The sequence below is a fragment of the Citrobacter sp. Cf072 genome, assembly GCF_030334485.1.
GTDB classification, from domain to species: Bacteria; Pseudomonadota; Gammaproteobacteria; order Enterobacterales; family Enterobacteriaceae; genus Citrobacter; species Citrobacter freundii.
Genome location: NZ_JAOWDX010000044.1, coordinates 399,584 through 414,154 on the forward strand (window position 1 = coordinate 399,584; position 14,571 = coordinate 414,154).

Annotated in this window: 11 protein-coding genes and 1 other annotated feature; of the genes, 3 read left to right on the top strand and 8 right to left on the bottom strand. The window is 54.1% G+C overall.

What is annotated here, in order from left to right; genetic code table 11:
• Nucleotides 1-13: 13 nt before the first annotated feature.
• Entirely contained in the window at nucleotides 14-1,666 is a 1,653-nt protein-coding gene (gene ushA, locus OGX66_RS10940; protein WP_044699384.1) for a bifunctional UDP-sugar hydrolase/5'-nucleotidase UshA, read from the bottom strand.
• Between the two features lie 174 nt (nucleotides 1,667-1,840).
• Between ushA and OGX66_RS10945 the strand changes: the two genes are divergently transcribed.
• The gene (locus OGX66_RS10945) at nucleotides 1,841-3,061 is read left to right on the top strand and encodes an MFS transporter (protein WP_088902648.1); all 1,221 of its coding nucleotides are present in this window, start codon (nucleotides 1,841-1,843) and stop codon (nucleotides 3,059-3,061) included.
• Between the two features lie 225 nt (nucleotides 3,062-3,286).
• On the top strand, nucleotides 3,287-4,966 hold the full coding sequence (gene ybaL / locus OGX66_RS10950; protein ID WP_003835904.1) for a YbaL family putative K(+) efflux transporter: 1,680 nt from the start codon (nucleotides 3,287-3,289) through the stop codon (nucleotides 4,964-4,966).
• 91 nt (nucleotides 4,967-5,057) lie between these two features.
• Here ybaL and gsk read toward each other — a convergent pair whose 3' ends face one another.
• Nucleotides 5,058-6,362 carry an inosine/guanosine kinase gene (gene gsk, locus OGX66_RS10955; RefSeq protein ID WP_003021781.1) on the bottom strand — a complete coding sequence of 435 codons (1,305 nt, stop codon included), beginning with the start codon at nucleotides 6,360-6,362 and terminating at the stop codon, nucleotides 5,058-5,060.
• A gap of 152 nt (nucleotides 6,363-6,514) precedes the next feature.
• Here gsk and aes point away from each other — a divergent pair, with 152 nt between their 5' ends.
• Nucleotides 6,515-7,474: an acetyl esterase gene (gene aes, locus OGX66_RS10960; RefSeq protein WP_057101236.1), complete on the top strand. Its 960-nt coding sequence runs from the start codon at nucleotides 6,515-6,517 to the stop codon at nucleotides 7,472-7,474.
• Here aes and hemH read toward each other — a convergent pair.
• The 6 genes from hemH to dnaX all read right to left on the bottom strand — a co-directional run bounded on the left by hemH (nucleotide 7,471) and on the right by dnaX (nucleotide 14,382).
• A complete protein-coding gene (gene hemH, locus OGX66_RS10965) occupies nucleotides 7,471-8,433 on the bottom strand; it encodes a ferrochelatase (protein ID WP_003021775.1) in 963 nt (320 codons plus the stop codon). The two genes, aes and hemH, sit on opposite strands and share 4 nt — an antisense overlap.
• Nucleotides 8,434-8,596: 163 nt before the next feature.
• A complete protein-coding gene (gene adk, locus OGX66_RS10970; protein ID WP_003021773.1) occupies nucleotides 8,597-9,241 on the bottom strand; it encodes an adenylate kinase in 645 nt (214 codons plus the stop codon).
• A 232-nt stretch (nucleotides 9,242-9,473) separates the two neighbouring features.
• The gene (gene htpG / locus OGX66_RS10975) at nucleotides 9,474-11,348 is read right to left on the bottom strand and encodes a molecular chaperone HtpG (protein ID WP_286511516.1); all 1,875 of its coding nucleotides are present in this window, start codon (nucleotides 11,346-11,348) and stop codon (nucleotides 9,474-9,476) included.
• 110 nt (nucleotides 11,349-11,458) lie between these two features.
• Nucleotides 11,459-12,064: a recombination mediator RecR gene (gene recR, locus OGX66_RS10980; protein ID WP_003021767.1), complete on the bottom strand. Its 606-nt coding sequence runs from the start codon at nucleotides 12,062-12,064 to the stop codon at nucleotides 11,459-11,461.
• The gene (locus OGX66_RS10985; protein ID WP_003021764.1) at nucleotides 12,064-12,393 is read right to left on the bottom strand and encodes a YbaB/EbfC family nucleoid-associated protein; all 330 of its coding nucleotides are present in this window, start codon (nucleotides 12,391-12,393) and stop codon (nucleotides 12,064-12,066) included. The genes recR and OGX66_RS10985 overlap by 1 nt, the downstream gene beginning before the upstream one ends.
• Before the next feature lie 57 nt (nucleotides 12,394-12,450).
• On the bottom strand, nucleotides 12,451-14,382 hold the full coding sequence (gene dnaX / locus OGX66_RS10990; protein ID WP_003021761.1) for a DNA polymerase III subunit gamma/tau: 1,932 nt from the start codon (nucleotides 14,380-14,382) through the stop codon (nucleotides 12,451-12,453).
• Nucleotides 13,054-13,118, bottom strand: a sequence feature (DnaX frameshifting element). Its footprint overlaps the gene before it by 65 nt.
• Nucleotides 14,383-14,571: the final 189 nt, after the last annotated feature.

Here is a 14,571-nt window from a genome sequence, read left to right on the forward strand (position 1 = left end):
GCACTCCGCTCTGTTACTGCCAGCTCACCTCACCCTTCGGCTCATACGCACTGGCATCCAGCGGTGAGTTCTTCTGCACGTACTCTTTCAGCACTTCCGCATCAATAAACCCGGTATTCACATAGCCTGGTTTATTATCAATGCGCGGATAGCCATCACCGCCGGTGGCGTTGAAGCTCAGCGTTGCCATACGATAGGTTTTGGCTGGGTCAACAGGTTCGCCTTTGATTTTCAAATCATTAAGTTTGCCGTCTTTCGCTACAAAGCTGACGTTGGCAAACTGCGGGTAGGCTCCGGAGTCCGGCTTCATTTGCGCCACCGCGGTCAGATAATCAATCACTTCTTTCCCGCTCATATCGGCATACACCACGATGTTGCCAAACGGCTGTACCTTCAGCACGCTCTTATAGGTGATATCGCCACCTTCGATGGAGTCACGGATACCGCCGCCGCTCATCACGCCAAAATCAGCGCTGGTTCGCGCCATTTGCGCAGCCAGCAGCAAGTGCCCCATATTGGTTTGCACGAAACGGACTTTGCTACGGTCGCCTTCGAGGCGCGCATTGACGCTACCGATTTTCACGTCGAGCTGCGCTTTACCTTTATTCTGGAACGGCGTCAGCAGCGAAAGCATTTGCTGATTTTCAACAATCTCCGGGGTGTAGAGTACGCGCTCACTTTTACCGTTGTCCCAGGTCACTTTTTTCTTCAGATTAACGGGAATGAGCTGGTAGTTAACCATTTTCATTTCGCCGTTACGGAACTCAAAGTCCGCCCGGCCCACGTATTTGCCCCACTCGTGTGCCTGTACAATCCAGATCCCATTTTGCTTATCTGGCGCACACGGCGTACCCGGTACGTAATCAACCTGCTTCTTATTTTCCGCAGCCATACACACCGGATCCTGCGAGTGGCCACCGACAATCATCGCCAGCGAACCTGCTGGCAAGCTGCGCGCCATTTCGACATCGCCAGGGGCGTTCGAGCCGTGGTTGCCGTTGTCATAATGTCCCATATGGGTGGTCGCGATAATGATGTCTGGCTTTTCACCCATATTCAGTTCCTGAATAACCAGTTTGGCTTCATCAGCAGGTTTACGGAATTCGATATCGGTAAAGAACTCAGGGTTGCCAATTTTCGCCGTATCGTCAGTGGTTAAACCAAGTACGGCAATTTTTAAATCCTGGCGCTTAAAGATGGCCCACGGCTTAAATAAACGCTCGCCGGTGCTTTTCTGATAAATGTTGGCCGAGAGAAACGGAAATTTGGACCATTTTTCCTGCTGGCGCAATACGCTAAGCGGATTATCAAACTCGTGGTTTCCGACCGCCATCGCATCATAGCCAATCAGGTTCATCCCGCGAAAATCAGGTTCCGCATCCTGCAGATCGGACTCCGGTACGCCGGTATTAATATCACCACCAGAAAGCAGCAGTACGCTGCCCCCTTCCTCAGCCACCTCTTTACGAATACCGTCCACCAGCGTTTTTTGCGCCGCCAGTCCGTATTCCCCATATTCGCTACGCCAGAAGTGACCGTGATGATCGTTGGTATGCAGAATGGTAATTTTGTAGGTTTTATCTTTTTCGTACGCTTGCGCTGGCTGACCTGCCAGCGTAAATGCGGCTAATAACGCCAGCGCCACGCCCCGTTTTAAAAACTTCATATTTCTCTCCCTGAGCCAAAATCAACGACTGAAATTACAATGATATGAAATAATAGTCGAAAATGTTTTCAGAAATGAGACTTCCTTCAAACACCTTCCGCAGGTATGTTAGTCAGGTAATAATAACAAATTAGATTACCCTCATAATCGCAACCCAAACAGAAGTGACTTTCTATGGCAATAAGTGAACCAACCCAGCCTGTGGCTGGCGCGTCAGCGTCGGTTGCTAAAGCACGCACCTCATTTGGCATTTTAGGAGCGATCAGCCTCTCCCATTTGCTAAACGATATGATTCAGTCGCTGATCCTGGCGATTTATCCGCTATTGCAGTCAGAGTTCTCGCTGACGTTTATGCAGATCGGGATGATCACCCTAACCTTCCAGTTAGCTTCTTCGCTGCTGCAACCGGTGGTGGGTTACTGGACGGACAAATACCCGATGCCGTGGTCGCTGCCCATAGGAATGTGCTTCACGCTGAGCGGGCTTGTTTTGCTGGCCATGGCCGGCAGCTTCCATATGGTGCTGCTCGCCGCGGCGCTGGTTGGCACCGGCTCTTCGGTATTTCACCCGGAATCGTCCCGTGTGGCGCGTATGGCCTCCGGCGGTCGCCACGGCCTTGCCCAATCGATTTTCCAGGTTGGCGGCAACTTCGGCAGCTCACTGGGACCGTTGCTGGCGGCTGTCATCATCGCGCCATATGGTAAGGGTAATGTGGCCTGGTTTGTTCTGGCTGCGCTATTAGCGATTGTCGTCCTGGCACAAATCAGCCGTTGGTATGCCGCGCAGCATCGGATGAGTAAAGGAAAGCCGAAGGTCGCTATCGTTAATCCGTTGCCGCGTAATAAAGTGGTGCTGGCGGTAAGCATCCTGCTGGTACTGATTTTCTCCAAATACTTCTATATGGCGAGCATCAGCAGCTATTACACCTTTTATCTGATGCAAAAATTCGGATTATCGGTACAAAACGCCCAGTTTCACCTGTTTGCCTTCCTGTTTGCCGTCGCGGCCGGGACGTTGATTGGCGGACCATTAGGCGATAAAATTGGCAGAAAATATGTTATTTGGGGGTCTATCCTCGGCGTTGCGCCATTTACCCTCGTTTTACCCTACGCAACGCTGGAATGGACCGGGATTTTAACCGTGATCATTGGTTTTATCCTCGCATCGGCGTTTTCTGCCATTCTGGTTTACGCACAGGAGTTGCTTCCTGGGCGTATCGGCATGGTTTCTGGGTTATTTTTCGGTTTTGCCTTCGGCATGGGTGGCTTGGGAGCCGCGGTGTTAGGGCTGATTGCCGACCATACCAGTATCGATTTGGTCTACAAAATATGTGCTTTCCTGCCACTTCTGGGGATACTGACCATATTCTTACCTGATAACCGACATAAAGCCTGATTTTCTGACGGCCAAAGGTAAACTTTGGTCGTCATCACTTACAGTGACCATCAGCGTTTGCCTCAAACATCCCCTCGTAGTTTTCCGATCCGTGCTTTTTTTCCTTTAAAATCCTGTTTTCTTCAAAATTCAATAATTATTCATAAACATAAACATTAAAATTGTCATAAACTATTACTCGCAGTTTGGGTTTTTAGGATCATCACAGCAACCAAAGGAGACGGAATGCATCACGCCACCCCGCTTATCACCACCATTGTCGGCGGCCTTGTACTCGCTTTTATATTAGGCATGATTGCCAATAAACTACGTATTTCTCCTCTGGTGGGATATCTGTTAGCGGGCGTTCTGGCCGGTCCATTTACACCTGGTTTTGTTGCTGATACTAAGCTCGCGCCTGAACTGGCCGAGCTTGGCGTTATTCTGCTGATGTTCGGCGTCGGGCTGCACTTTTCCCTGAAGGATTTGATGGCGGTAAAGTCAATCGCCATTCCCGGCGCGATTGCCCAGATAGCAGTGGCAACGCTGCTGGGTATGGCGCTTTCAGCTGTATTAGGCTGGTCGCTGATGGTGGGGATCGTGTTTGGTCTGTGTCTTTCAACCGCCAGCACCGTGGTGCTACTGCGTGCGCTTGAAGAACGACAGCTCATTGACAGCCAGCGCGGGCAAATTGCCATTGGCTGGCTGATTGTCGAAGATCTGATGATGGTACTGACGCTGGTTCTCCTGCCAGCCGTCGCCGGAATGTTGGAAAAAGAAGATGTCGGCTTCGCTTCTCTGGCTGTCGATATGGGCATTACCATCGGTAAGGTGGTGGCGTTTATCGCGATTATGATGCTGGTGGGTCGTCGCCTGGTACCGTGGATTATGGCCCGCAGCGCCGCAACCGGTTCACGCGAACTGTTTACCCTCTCAGTCCTCGCCCTCGCCTTAGGTATCGCCTTCGGCGCAGTAGAGCTGTTCGATGTCTCCTTTGCACTGGGCGCGTTCTTCGCCGGTATGGTGCTGAATGAATCTGAGCTGAGCCACCGTGCGGCGCATGACACCCTGCCGCTGCGCGATGCGTTCGCCGTGCTGTTCTTCGTTTCCGTCGGAATGCTGTTCGATCCGTTAGTCCTGATCCAGCAGCCGTTGGCAGTACTGGGCACGCTGGCGATTATCATCTTTGGTAAATCCCTTGCCGCCTATTTCCTGGTGCGCATGTTTGGTCACTCTCAACGCACGGCGCTCACCATTGCCACCAGTCTGGCGCAAATTGGTGAATTTGCCTTTATCCTGGCGGGTCTGGGAATGGCGTTAAACCTGCTGCCGCAGGCCGGACAGAATCTGGTGCTGGCAGGGGCAATCCTGTCCATAATGCTCAACCCGGTGCTGTTCGCGGTGTTAGAAAAATATCTCGCCAAAACAGAAACGCTGGAAGAGCAGACTCTGGAAGAGGCTATCGAAGAAGAGAAGCAAATTCCGGTGGATATCTGCAATCACGCCCTGCTGGTTGGCTTTGGTCGCGTCGGCAGCCTGCTGGGTGAGAAATTGATGGCTGCCGGGATCCCGCTGGTGGTTATCGAAACCTCACGTACCCGGGTGGATGAACTGCGCGAGCGTGGGATCCGCGCGGTGCTGGGAAATGCCGCTAACGAAGAGATCATGAATCTGGCGCATCTGGATTGCGCACGCTGGCTGTTGCTAACCATTCCGAATGGCTATGAAGCGGGTGAAATTGTCGCTTCCGCTCGTGAGAAGTGCCCGTCGATTGAGATTATCGCCCGCGCACATTATGACGATGAGGTGGAATATATTACTGAGCGCGGCGCCAATCAGGTCGTCATGGGCGAGCGTGAAATCGCCCGTACCATGCTGGAGCTAATTGAAACGCCGCCTGCCGGTGAAGTTGCTACCGCCAGTTAATGTTACGTGCCGGATGGCGGCGTAAAACGCCTTATCCGGCCTGCTATTGCTACGCGTAGGCCCGATAAGCGTAGCGCCATCGGGCAAGAACTCAGCGATCCCAGTACGACTCTTCGAGACTGTCTTCACGTTCCGGCAAACCGCGCGTCAGGCGCGGTGAATGCTGGTTCAGCACCTGGTAACTCACGCGGTTAGCATATTTACACACCTGGGCTAGCGACGAATAGGTCAGCCAGGTGAACTTGTGCTTGCTGGAGTTAGGCACGTTACTGCGGTGATAGCTGTTGGCAGTAATATCATGCAGCAATGCCGCCAGCGCGCCGTCGCCAGCACCGTTGGTATTCATTATCTTTTCTGGCCCGCCCATATACGGTGCAATGTGCGAATACACACGCAGCGGATTGGTACAGTCTTTATGGCGCATGGCGCGGCTGAATTCGTACTGATTGAATTCGGCAATCGCTCCAGGCAGCAGCGGATGCTGGGTTTTACGTTTGACTTCTTCTTCCGTAAAGCCCGCCATATACAGACCCGCCGGACCCGCAGTGCACAGCACCAGATCCACCCAGTCCAGCGCCTTGTCAGACGCCAGCAGCGGATCGTTCTCGCCGGTCAGCGCTTCAGCCTCTTCTTCATTCATCGCCAGAATAGAGACATGCTCTTTGAGGAATGCCTGCCACCACTGCGGGTTATCGGCAATGACGAATTTGGTGCCCAGCGTCAGTACCACCGGCACATTGTGTTTTTTAGCGTATTCAATCGCCTTCATGGTCGCTTCCGGCATCGGCTCGCCCGGCTCGCAGCGCACCAGATAGGACGTCAGCACCAACGCGGACGCTCCGGCAATCACCGACTCAGGGATGCTATCCGCCCGTAGCTTATTCATATGCCCAGGGCTAATGGCGAAGGTACGCTCTCCGGATTCACCAATCAGCGTAAAGCAACGACCAATCGGTCCATTAACGCCTTGCAGGTAGTTCAGATCGGTACGGCTGGAGGTATTGCATAAATAGCGGTACGCATAGCTGCCAATCTCGATATTGCTGCACATCACGCCCAGCAGCACCGAGCGGTCATCCGCCAGCACGGAGTAGTTGTGCATCGTGTTACCGATCGTACCGCCCGCAAACTGATGGGTGATCAAATTTTCACGCACCAGTTCCTGATAGAGCGCTTCTGCGACATCATCGGCAATCACCAGAGAATGCCCGGCGCTTAATCCATAACGTTTTACAAAGTCATCATCCACTTTGGCTTCAATATCCACCAGCGTCTGGTCGATGCCCACCACCCAGGCTGCGCTGGTTTCATTTTCTGGCTGAATTTGTTGCAACAACGGATCGCGCGCGCTGACGGGAAAATAGTGTTTGGATTTACGTTTACCGGGAAATTTCATGGTCGATTTTACGGGTGGTTAACTGAGCGATGCATGGTAGCACATTCCCTGCTGCGCATGCGATGCGACGCTGAGTTTCAATATCGGACGGTGAGATCGCAGTTTATCCGGGATTAATTTCTACAATAACTCACCTTCACAAGGAGCGTTTTATGAAGCCGGAAAACAAAATCCCCGTACTCGACAAAATTTCGGATGAAATGAAAAGCGTGGTGAATTTTCATCGCGACGATTTGCCGCCGTGGCCCGCTGCCGATGACTTCGTGGCCCAGCGCCAACACTACATTCATGAGCGGCGGCTGTGGAATGCCGATGCCCCGCAGATGCATACCCGAGAATGCGTGATTTCTACCGCGTGCGGCCCCGTTGCCACACGCATCTACGCTCCGCAGCCCCAAAGCCAGGCCACGCTGTATTACCTGCACGGCGGCGGTTTTATTCTCGGTAATCTGGATACCCATGACCGTATTATGCGTTTACTTGCGCATTACACCCAGTGCACGGTGATCGGCATCGACTATTCGCTGGCGCCGGAGGCCCGCTACCCACAAGCCGTCGAAGAGATCGTCGCCGTTTGCCAGTACTATCATCAACATGCTGGCGACTATTCCCTCAATATCAATACGATTGGTTTTGCGGGCGATTCCGCCGGAGCCATGCTGGCGCTTGCCAGTGCGCTGTGGCTGCGGGATAAACGCATTGCCTGCGGCAAGGTGGCTGGCATACTGTTGTGGTATGGGCTTTACGGGCTACAGGATTCACTGAGCCGACGGCTGATGGGCGGAGCGTGGGATGGGTTAACCCGCGAGGACTTGCAGATGTATGAAAACGCGTACCTACGTAGCGCTGACGATCGCGAGTCACCGTACTATTGCCTGTTTAATAACGACCTGACGCGTGACGTGCCGCCGTGTTTTATCGCCGGCGCGGAGTTCGATCCACTGATTGACGATAGCCGCTTATTATTCCAGACGTTACAGGCGCATCAGCAGCCCTGCCAGTACAAAATGTATCCCGGTACGCTGCACGCCTTCCTGCACTATTCGCGGGTGATGAAAACCGCCGATGAAGCTCTGCAGGACGGCGCGCGTTTCTTTAAGCAACAGCTTTAGCGGTAGGCGGCGGTCAGTTTAACCATCATTTCGATATGTTCCGGTGTGGCATTCAACGCCGGAATATACTCATATTGCTTACCGCCAGCCTCAAGGAAAATCTCCCGGTTTTGCACCGCTATCTCTTCCAGCGTTTCGAGGCAATCAGCCGCGAAGCCCGGACACATAACCTGGATATGTCTGGTTCCTTTCTCCGCCAGCATTTTTAACGTTTCGTCGGTATACGGCGTCAGCCAGGGTTCGCGGCCAAAGCGAGACTGGAAGGTCATCATGACTTTTTCCGGCGGCAGACCAAGCGCTGAAACCAGCTCACGCGTCGTATCGCGACAGCGCTGCGGGTAGTCATCGCCTTCATCGGCGTAGCGCTGCGGAATGCCGTGGTAGGAGAGCAGCAGTAAATCAGGTTCGCCATGTTGAGCGAATGAATCCCGGGCACTCTTGGCCAGCGCATCAATGTAGCTGCTGTCATCGGCGTAATCACGAATAAAAGAGACGCCGGGAATACCACGTTTACGCGCTAAGATGCGCGCCAGCTCGTCCCAGACTGCTGCAACCGTCGAACAGGAATATTGCGGGTACAGCGGTAACACCACCATGTGTTCCACTCCGCTTGCCAACAGTTCATCGACCGCGCTTTCGAGCGATGGCGAACCGTAGCTCATCCCCAGCGCGACAGGGGTATCAGGCAGACGTTGTGCCAGCGCCTGCTGTTGCGCCTTGCTGTAGACCATCAGTGGGGAACCGTCTTCCATCCAGATTGACTGGTACAGCTTTGCCACACGCGGCGCTCGCAGCGGCAAAATCACACCACGCAGCAGCGGCCACCACAGCGCAGGGGACGTATCGACTACGCGTGGATCGCTTAAAAACTGGCGCAGGTAGCGCTTAACGGCTTCGGGAGTTGGGGCATCGGGAGTGCCGAGGTTTGCCAGCAGGATACCGGTTTTCGTCTGACGCATTACCGCCTCTTATCGATTCAAATTGTTGATAATTGTAGCGGAAAAGCGGTAAAGAAGAACTAATTGCTGTGAAAGGTAAGACGAGAATTTGCCTGATGGCGATGCGCTTATCAGGCCTACGAGATAATGGCAGACCTGATAAGAGGTTTATTACGCGAAAAAATTAGCCGAGGATTTTTTCCAGCGCTGCGCGCACGTCAGCAACTGCCTGAGTGCCATCAACTTTCGCGTATTTGGTGTTACCCGCCTGCGCTTCTTTAGAGTAGTAGCCAATCAGCGGTGCGGTCATCTGATGGTATTCCACCAGGCGCTTACGTACGGTCTCTTCCTGATCGTCTTTACGGGTGGTCAGCTCTTCGCCGGTCACGTCGTCTTTGCCTTCAACCTTAGGCGGGTTGAATTTGATGTGGTAAACGCGGCCAGAAGCAGCGTGTACGCGGCGACCGACGATACGGTCAACGATCAGTTCGTCAGGTACGTCAAACTCCAGAACGTAGTCCACGTTGATGCCCGCTTCTTTCATGGCGTCTGCCTGCGGAATAGTACGCGGGAAGCCATCAAGCAGGAAACCATTACGGCAGTCTTCCTGAGCAATACGCTCTTTTACCAGCGCGATCACCAGCTCATCAGTCACCAGCTTACCGGCGTCCATGATGTCTTTCGCTTGTTTGCCCAGCTCGGAGCCAGATTTCACGGCGGCACGCAGCATATCACCGGTGGAGATTTGCGGAATACCATACTTCTCCATGATGAACTGAGCCTGAGTTCCTTTACCCGCGCCCGGAGCGCCAAGCAGAATGATACGCATTACGAAAATCCCCTTAAAGGTTGTCGATATTTTTTAAAAAGCGCTAAACGATACCACCATCACGCAATTGGCTCAAGGAAGGTAGTCTGCGCTGAAACGGTTAATGGCGGGAAAATTGAAAATAAGGAAAGAAATTGCCGGATGGCGGTGTAAACACCTTATCCGGCCTACGATCAAAAAGATGTTGTAGGCCGGATAAGCGTTAGCGCCATCCGGCATTACATTACAGGTATCAGGATACCAGCAACTGGTTCATACGACGAATGAACTGGTTCGGGTCTTCCAGCGTGCCGCGCTCGGCAAACAGCGCCTGATCCAGCAGCAGCTCAACCCACTCTTTGAACTGTGCTTCGTCCTGAGTATCCGCCGTGCGTTTTACCAGCACGTGGTCCGGGTTCAGTTCAAAGATATATTTCACTTCCGGTACGGCCTGGCCCGCAGCGGCAAACAGTTTCGCCATCTGGGTGCTCATTTCATCCGCATCGGTGGTAACGATGGCTGGCGTGTCGGTCAGACGGTGAGTCAGACGCACTTCTTTCACGCGGTCACCCAACAGGGTTTTCACACGCTCAACGAACGGCGTCAGCGCTTTTTCCGCTTCTTTTGCCGATTCGTCAACTTCATCCGCCAGCTTGTCGATGGACTCGTCAGCTTTAGCAACGGACTGGAATGCCTTACCGTCGAACTCGGTCAGGTAGTTCATCATCCACTCATCGATGCGGTCAGAAAGCAGCAGCACTTCGATGCCTTTCTTACGCAGCAGTTCCAGGTGCGGGCTGCTCTTCGCCGCCGCATAGCTGTCTGCAGTGATGTAGTAGATTTTCTCCTGCCCTTCTTTCATTCGCGACATGTAATCTTCCAGCGACACGGTTTGCGCGGAGGAGTCAGTGTGCGTAGACGCGAAGCGCATCAGTTTAGCGATCGTTTCCTGGTTGGCGTGGTCTTCCGCCGGGCCTTCTTTCAGCACCAGGCCGAATTGCTTCCAGAAGGTCTGGTATTTTTCCGCGTCGTCTTTCGCCAGTTTTTCCAGCATCTGCAGTACGCGTTTGGTCAGCGCGCTGTGCAGGTTACGGGTGACGGTGCTGTCCTGCAGGATCTCGCGAGAAACGTTCAGCGGCAGATCGTTGGAATCTATCAGACCGCGGACAAAGCGCAGGTAGTTCGGCATGAACTGCTCGGCATCGTCCATGATGAAGACACGCTGGACGTACAGTTTCAGACCATGCTTGTGATCGCGGTTCCACATATCCCACGGCGCCTGCGACGGGATATACAGCAGGCTGGTGTACTCCTGCTTACCTTCCACACGGTTGTGGCTCCAGGTCAGCGGGTCAGTGAAGTCGTGAGCGATGTGCTTGTAGAATTCGTTGTACTCGTCGTCTTTGATTTCCGACTTGTTACGGGTCCACAGCGCCTGCGCCTTGTTGATTTTTTCCCAGGAAACCACGGTCTCGCCGTCTTTCTCTTCGGATTTTTCGATCTCTACCGGCAGCGCAATATGGTCGGAATATTTGCTGATGATGGAACGTACGCGCCAGTCATCGAGGAACTCGTCTTCGCCTTCACGCAGATGCAGAGTGATTTCGGTACCACGGTCTTCTTTGGTAATATCAGCAACGGTGTACTCGCCTTCGCCCGCAGATTCCCAGAACACGCCGTTTTCCGGTTTATCACCCGCAGCACGGGTACGCACGGTGACTTTGTCCGCCACGATGAAGGCAGAGTAGAAACCAACCCCGAACTGACCGATCAACTGGCTGTCTTTCGCCTGATCGGAGCCCATGGATTCGAGGAAAGATTTGGTGCCGGATTTCGCAATGGTCCCCAGATGATCGATAACGTCATCACGATTCATCCCCACGCCGTTATCGGCAATGGTCAACGTACGCTTATCTTTATCGAAGGAAACACGCACACGCAGCTCACCGTCACCTTCATACAGGTCCGGGTTAGACAGTGCGCGGAAACGCAGCTTGTCTGCCGCATCCGAGGCGTTAGAGATAAGCTCACGCAGGAAGATTTCTTTATTGGAATACAGAGAATGGATCATCAGGTGCAGAAGCTGTTTTACTTCTGACTGAAAACCACGAGTTTCTTGTCCTTTCATGTAGATCTACCTCAACAATGCCATATTCAATGGTAAAAACACGTTGAGGGTGAAATGGGGACAAGCGGGAAGGATTTCAAGCGGAAGCCGCCGTCGCGGCCTCCGTTTGTTCAGAATTTAATCTTGTGTCGTCCTGCCAGAGAGTGCGACAGCGTGGTGCCATCGACCATTTCCAGCTCGCCGCCTACCGGAACGCCATGGGCGATACGGCTGGCTTCAACGCCATATTGCATGCAAAGCTCAGCAATATAGTTGGCGGTCGCCTCTCCTTCGACCGTGGGATTGGTCGCCAGAATCAGTTCGTTGATTTGCTCAGACGCCAGTCGCTGTTCAAGACGATCCAGCCCGATATCATCAGGCCCGATACCGTCCAGCGGCGACAGGTGTCCCATCAGCACGAAGTAACGTCCGGAAAATTGCCCGGTTTGCTCAATGGCGTAGATGTCCGCCGGACTCTCCACCACGCAAATCTGACCGTTTTCCTGGCGACGCGGGTTCGAACAGATGTTGCAGACGTCCTGCTCCGTGAAGGTGCGGCAATCGGCACAGTGGCCGATTTCCGACATCGCCTTCGTTAACGCCTGCGCCAGACGCATCCCGCCGCTGCGATCGCGCTGAAGCAGCGTGAACGCCATGCGCTGCGCCGACTTCGGGCCAACGCCCGGCAGACAGCGCAGTGCTTCCATAAGCTGAGTTAACAGCGGGCTGGTTTGCATCAGAACGGCATCTTAAAGCCAGGCGGCAGCTGCATTCCGGAAGAAACAGAGGCCATCTTCTCTTTCTGCGTCTCTTCAATGCGACGCGCCGCGTCGTTGAATGCCGCAGCAACCAGGTCTTCCAGCATCTCTTTGTCGTCTTCCAGCAGGCTTGGATCGATCTCCACGCGACGGCAGTTATGCGCGCCGTTGATGGTCACTTTTACCAGACCCGCGCCAGATTCGCCGGTCACTTCCAGCTTGGCGACTTCTTCCTGCATCTGCTGCATTTTTTCTTGCATCTGCTGGGCCTGTTTCATCAGGTTACCCAGACCGCCTTTACCAAACATAGGCTTCTCTCTCAATCACGTTAAGGGATGACGACCGTCAAACCATTAGGCTGACGATCAAATGGGGCGAATACTCTCTTCGTCCAGCTCCGCATCGAAAAAACGACGCAGCGTCTGGATGTTATTATCCGCAATAATCGACTCACGCGCCTGCGCGAGCTTCTCTTCATAAATGGCCTGACGCCACTCCAGCGGCGTGCGCACCGCAGGATTATCATCTTCAACGATGGTCAATTCAACCGTTGACCCCGTTAAGGAACTCAGTGCTTCGGCCAGTTTTTGCTGCGCGCCGCTGGAATTAAGGTGTCGCTGCGTGGAACGCAGGTGCAGGCAAACCACGTTGCCATTCTCTTCTTTCCAGGCATTAAGCGCCACCTGCTCCACCAGTTTAGGCAGCGAGAGCTGGCTCACCTGGGCGGCCCACGGGTCGCGTTCAATGGCTTCAGCCGCAAGCTTTGCCGCCAGTTCCGGCGTTTTTTCATGCTCGAGCGCTTTTTTCAGCGCTTTCGGCGTGGCGACGACTTCTTTGACTTCTGCAACAGGATTGGTCGCTTTCCAGCGATACGCTTCTTTCTTCGCCGGTGCTTTTTCCAGCGCAGAGACTGCCGGACGCGCCTGAACACGTTCCGACACCGAAGCCAGTCTTTCCAGCGCAGCATTATTCACCGGCCGCGCGCGGGAAGCGGCTGCCGGTTCACTCTTTTTTGCTTTGGTTGCTCCCTGAGCACGTTGCAGTTGACTGCGCGCCGCCAGCACCTGACTGGTGGCATCGGAAAGCGGCACATTCTGTTGCTGTTGCGCTGGCGCAGGTTGCTGCTGTGGCACCTGCGTCGGGGTCATCACCGCTGTGGGTGCGACCGGGGCAAACGACTGGCGCGGGACTTCAGGTTCCGGGAGCGGCATGCGCGGATGAAAAGCCAGCGCACGCAGCAGCGTCATTTCGACGCCCATTCGCCTGTCCGGCGCATACGGCAGTTCTTTGCGCCCGATTAACAGGGTCTGGTAGTAAAGCTGCACATCGGTAGGCGGTACAATTCGCGCCAGTTCACGCATACGCTGTTCAATGGCGGCCATATCGCTACCGAGCGCGGCAGGTGAAAGCTGAACCATGGCAATACGATGCAGCAAAGCCGACATCTCAACCAGCAGCGCTTCCCATTCGATACCACGCGCGGCGGCGTCGTTCACCAGCGTCATCACGCGTTCGCCATCCGCAGCCACAACCGCTTCAACAAGCGAGAGCGCCTGGTCGTCGTCCAGCGTGCCGAGCATGGTGCTGACCGCGTCGGTCGAGACCTGACCATCGCCGCTGGCAATCGCCTGATCGGTCAGGCTTAGCGCATCGCGCAGGCTGCCGTCTGCGGCGCGAGCCAGCAGTTGCAGCGCACGCGGTTCATGGGCGATATGCTCTTCTTTGAGAATATGCTCAAGCTGATGGCGAATCTGTTCGACATCCAGCGCTTTAAGATGGAATTGCAGACAGCGCGACAGGATGGTCACCGGCAGCTTCTGCGGATCGGTGGTCGCCAGCAGAAATTTGACGTGCGCGGGCGGCTCTTCGAGCGTTTTCAGCAAGGCGTTAAAACTGTGGCGCGACAGCATGTGCACTTCGTCGATCAAATAGACCTTAAAGCGACCGCGCGCGGGCGCATACTGAACGTTATCCAGCAGATCGCGAGTATCTTCGACTTTGGTGCGTGAGGCGGCATCGATTTCAATCAAATCGACAAAACGCCCCTGCTCAATTTCCCGGCAGTTATCGCACACGCCGCACGGCGTAGCGGTGATGCCAGTTTCACAGTTTAATCCCTTCGCCAGCAAGCGGGCGATAGAGGTTTTTCCGACGCCACGGGTGCCGGAAAACAAATAAGCATGATGAATACGCCCTAACGACAAGCCGTTCGCCAGTGCCGTCAGCACATGTTCCTGGCCGACGACGTCAGCAAAGGTTTGTGGGCGCCATTTTCGGGCTAAGACCTGATAACTCATTGGCAGGCTCTGAAAGGCTGGAGGGTGGATTCACAGGAGGGTAATGCTAACACAACCTCGCAGCAACGGCGAGGTTGACACGTTATATTCGGGCGTTATCGTTGCAGTCAGTTTGGTTTCGGGCAGCGCACAGAAACCGGAGCGTACACGCAGTACGTGAGGATTTCGAGCACTGACCGGGGCCAAAAT

What these genes read in the sequence shown, in the direction of transcription:
- ushA (WP_044699384.1), bottom strand. Translation starts at nt 1,666, where the DNA reads ATGAAGTTTTTAAAACGGGGCGTGGCGCTGGCGTTATTAGCCGCATTT.
- OGX66_RS10945 (WP_088902648.1), top strand. Translation starts at nt 1,841, where the DNA reads ATGGCAATAAGTGAACCAACCCAGCCTGTGGCTGGCGCGTCAGCGTCG.
- ybaL (WP_003835904.1), top strand. Translation starts at nt 3,287, where the DNA reads ATGCATCACGCCACCCCGCTTATCACCACCATTGTCGGCGGCCTTGTA.
- gsk (WP_003021781.1), bottom strand. Translation starts at nt 6,362, where the DNA reads ATGAAATTTCCCGGTAAACGTAAATCCAAACACTATTTTCCCGTCAGC.
- aes (WP_057101236.1), top strand. Translation starts at nt 6,515, where the DNA reads ATGAAGCCGGAAAACAAAATCCCCGTACTCGACAAAATTTCGGATGAA.
- hemH (WP_003021775.1), bottom strand. Translation starts at nt 8,433, where the DNA reads ATGCGTCAGACGAAAACCGGTATCCTGCTGGCAAACCTCGGCACTCCC.
- adk (WP_003021773.1), bottom strand. Translation starts at nt 9,241, where the DNA reads ATGCGTATCATTCTGCTTGGCGCTCCGGGCGCGGGTAAAGGAACTCAG.
- htpG (WP_286511516.1), bottom strand. Translation starts at nt 11,348, where the DNA reads ATGAAAGGACAAGAAACTCGTGGTTTTCAGTCAGAAGTAAAACAGCTT.
- recR (WP_003021767.1), bottom strand. Translation starts at nt 12,064, where the DNA reads ATGCAAACCAGCCCGCTGTTAACTCAGCTTATGGAAGCACTGCGCTGT.
- OGX66_RS10985 (WP_003021764.1), bottom strand. Translation starts at nt 12,393, where the DNA reads ATGTTTGGTAAAGGCGGTCTGGGTAACCTGATGAAACAGGCCCAGCAG.
- dnaX (WP_003021761.1), bottom strand. Translation starts at nt 14,382, where the DNA reads ATGAGTTATCAGGTCTTAGCCCGAAAATGGCGCCCACAAACCTTTGCT.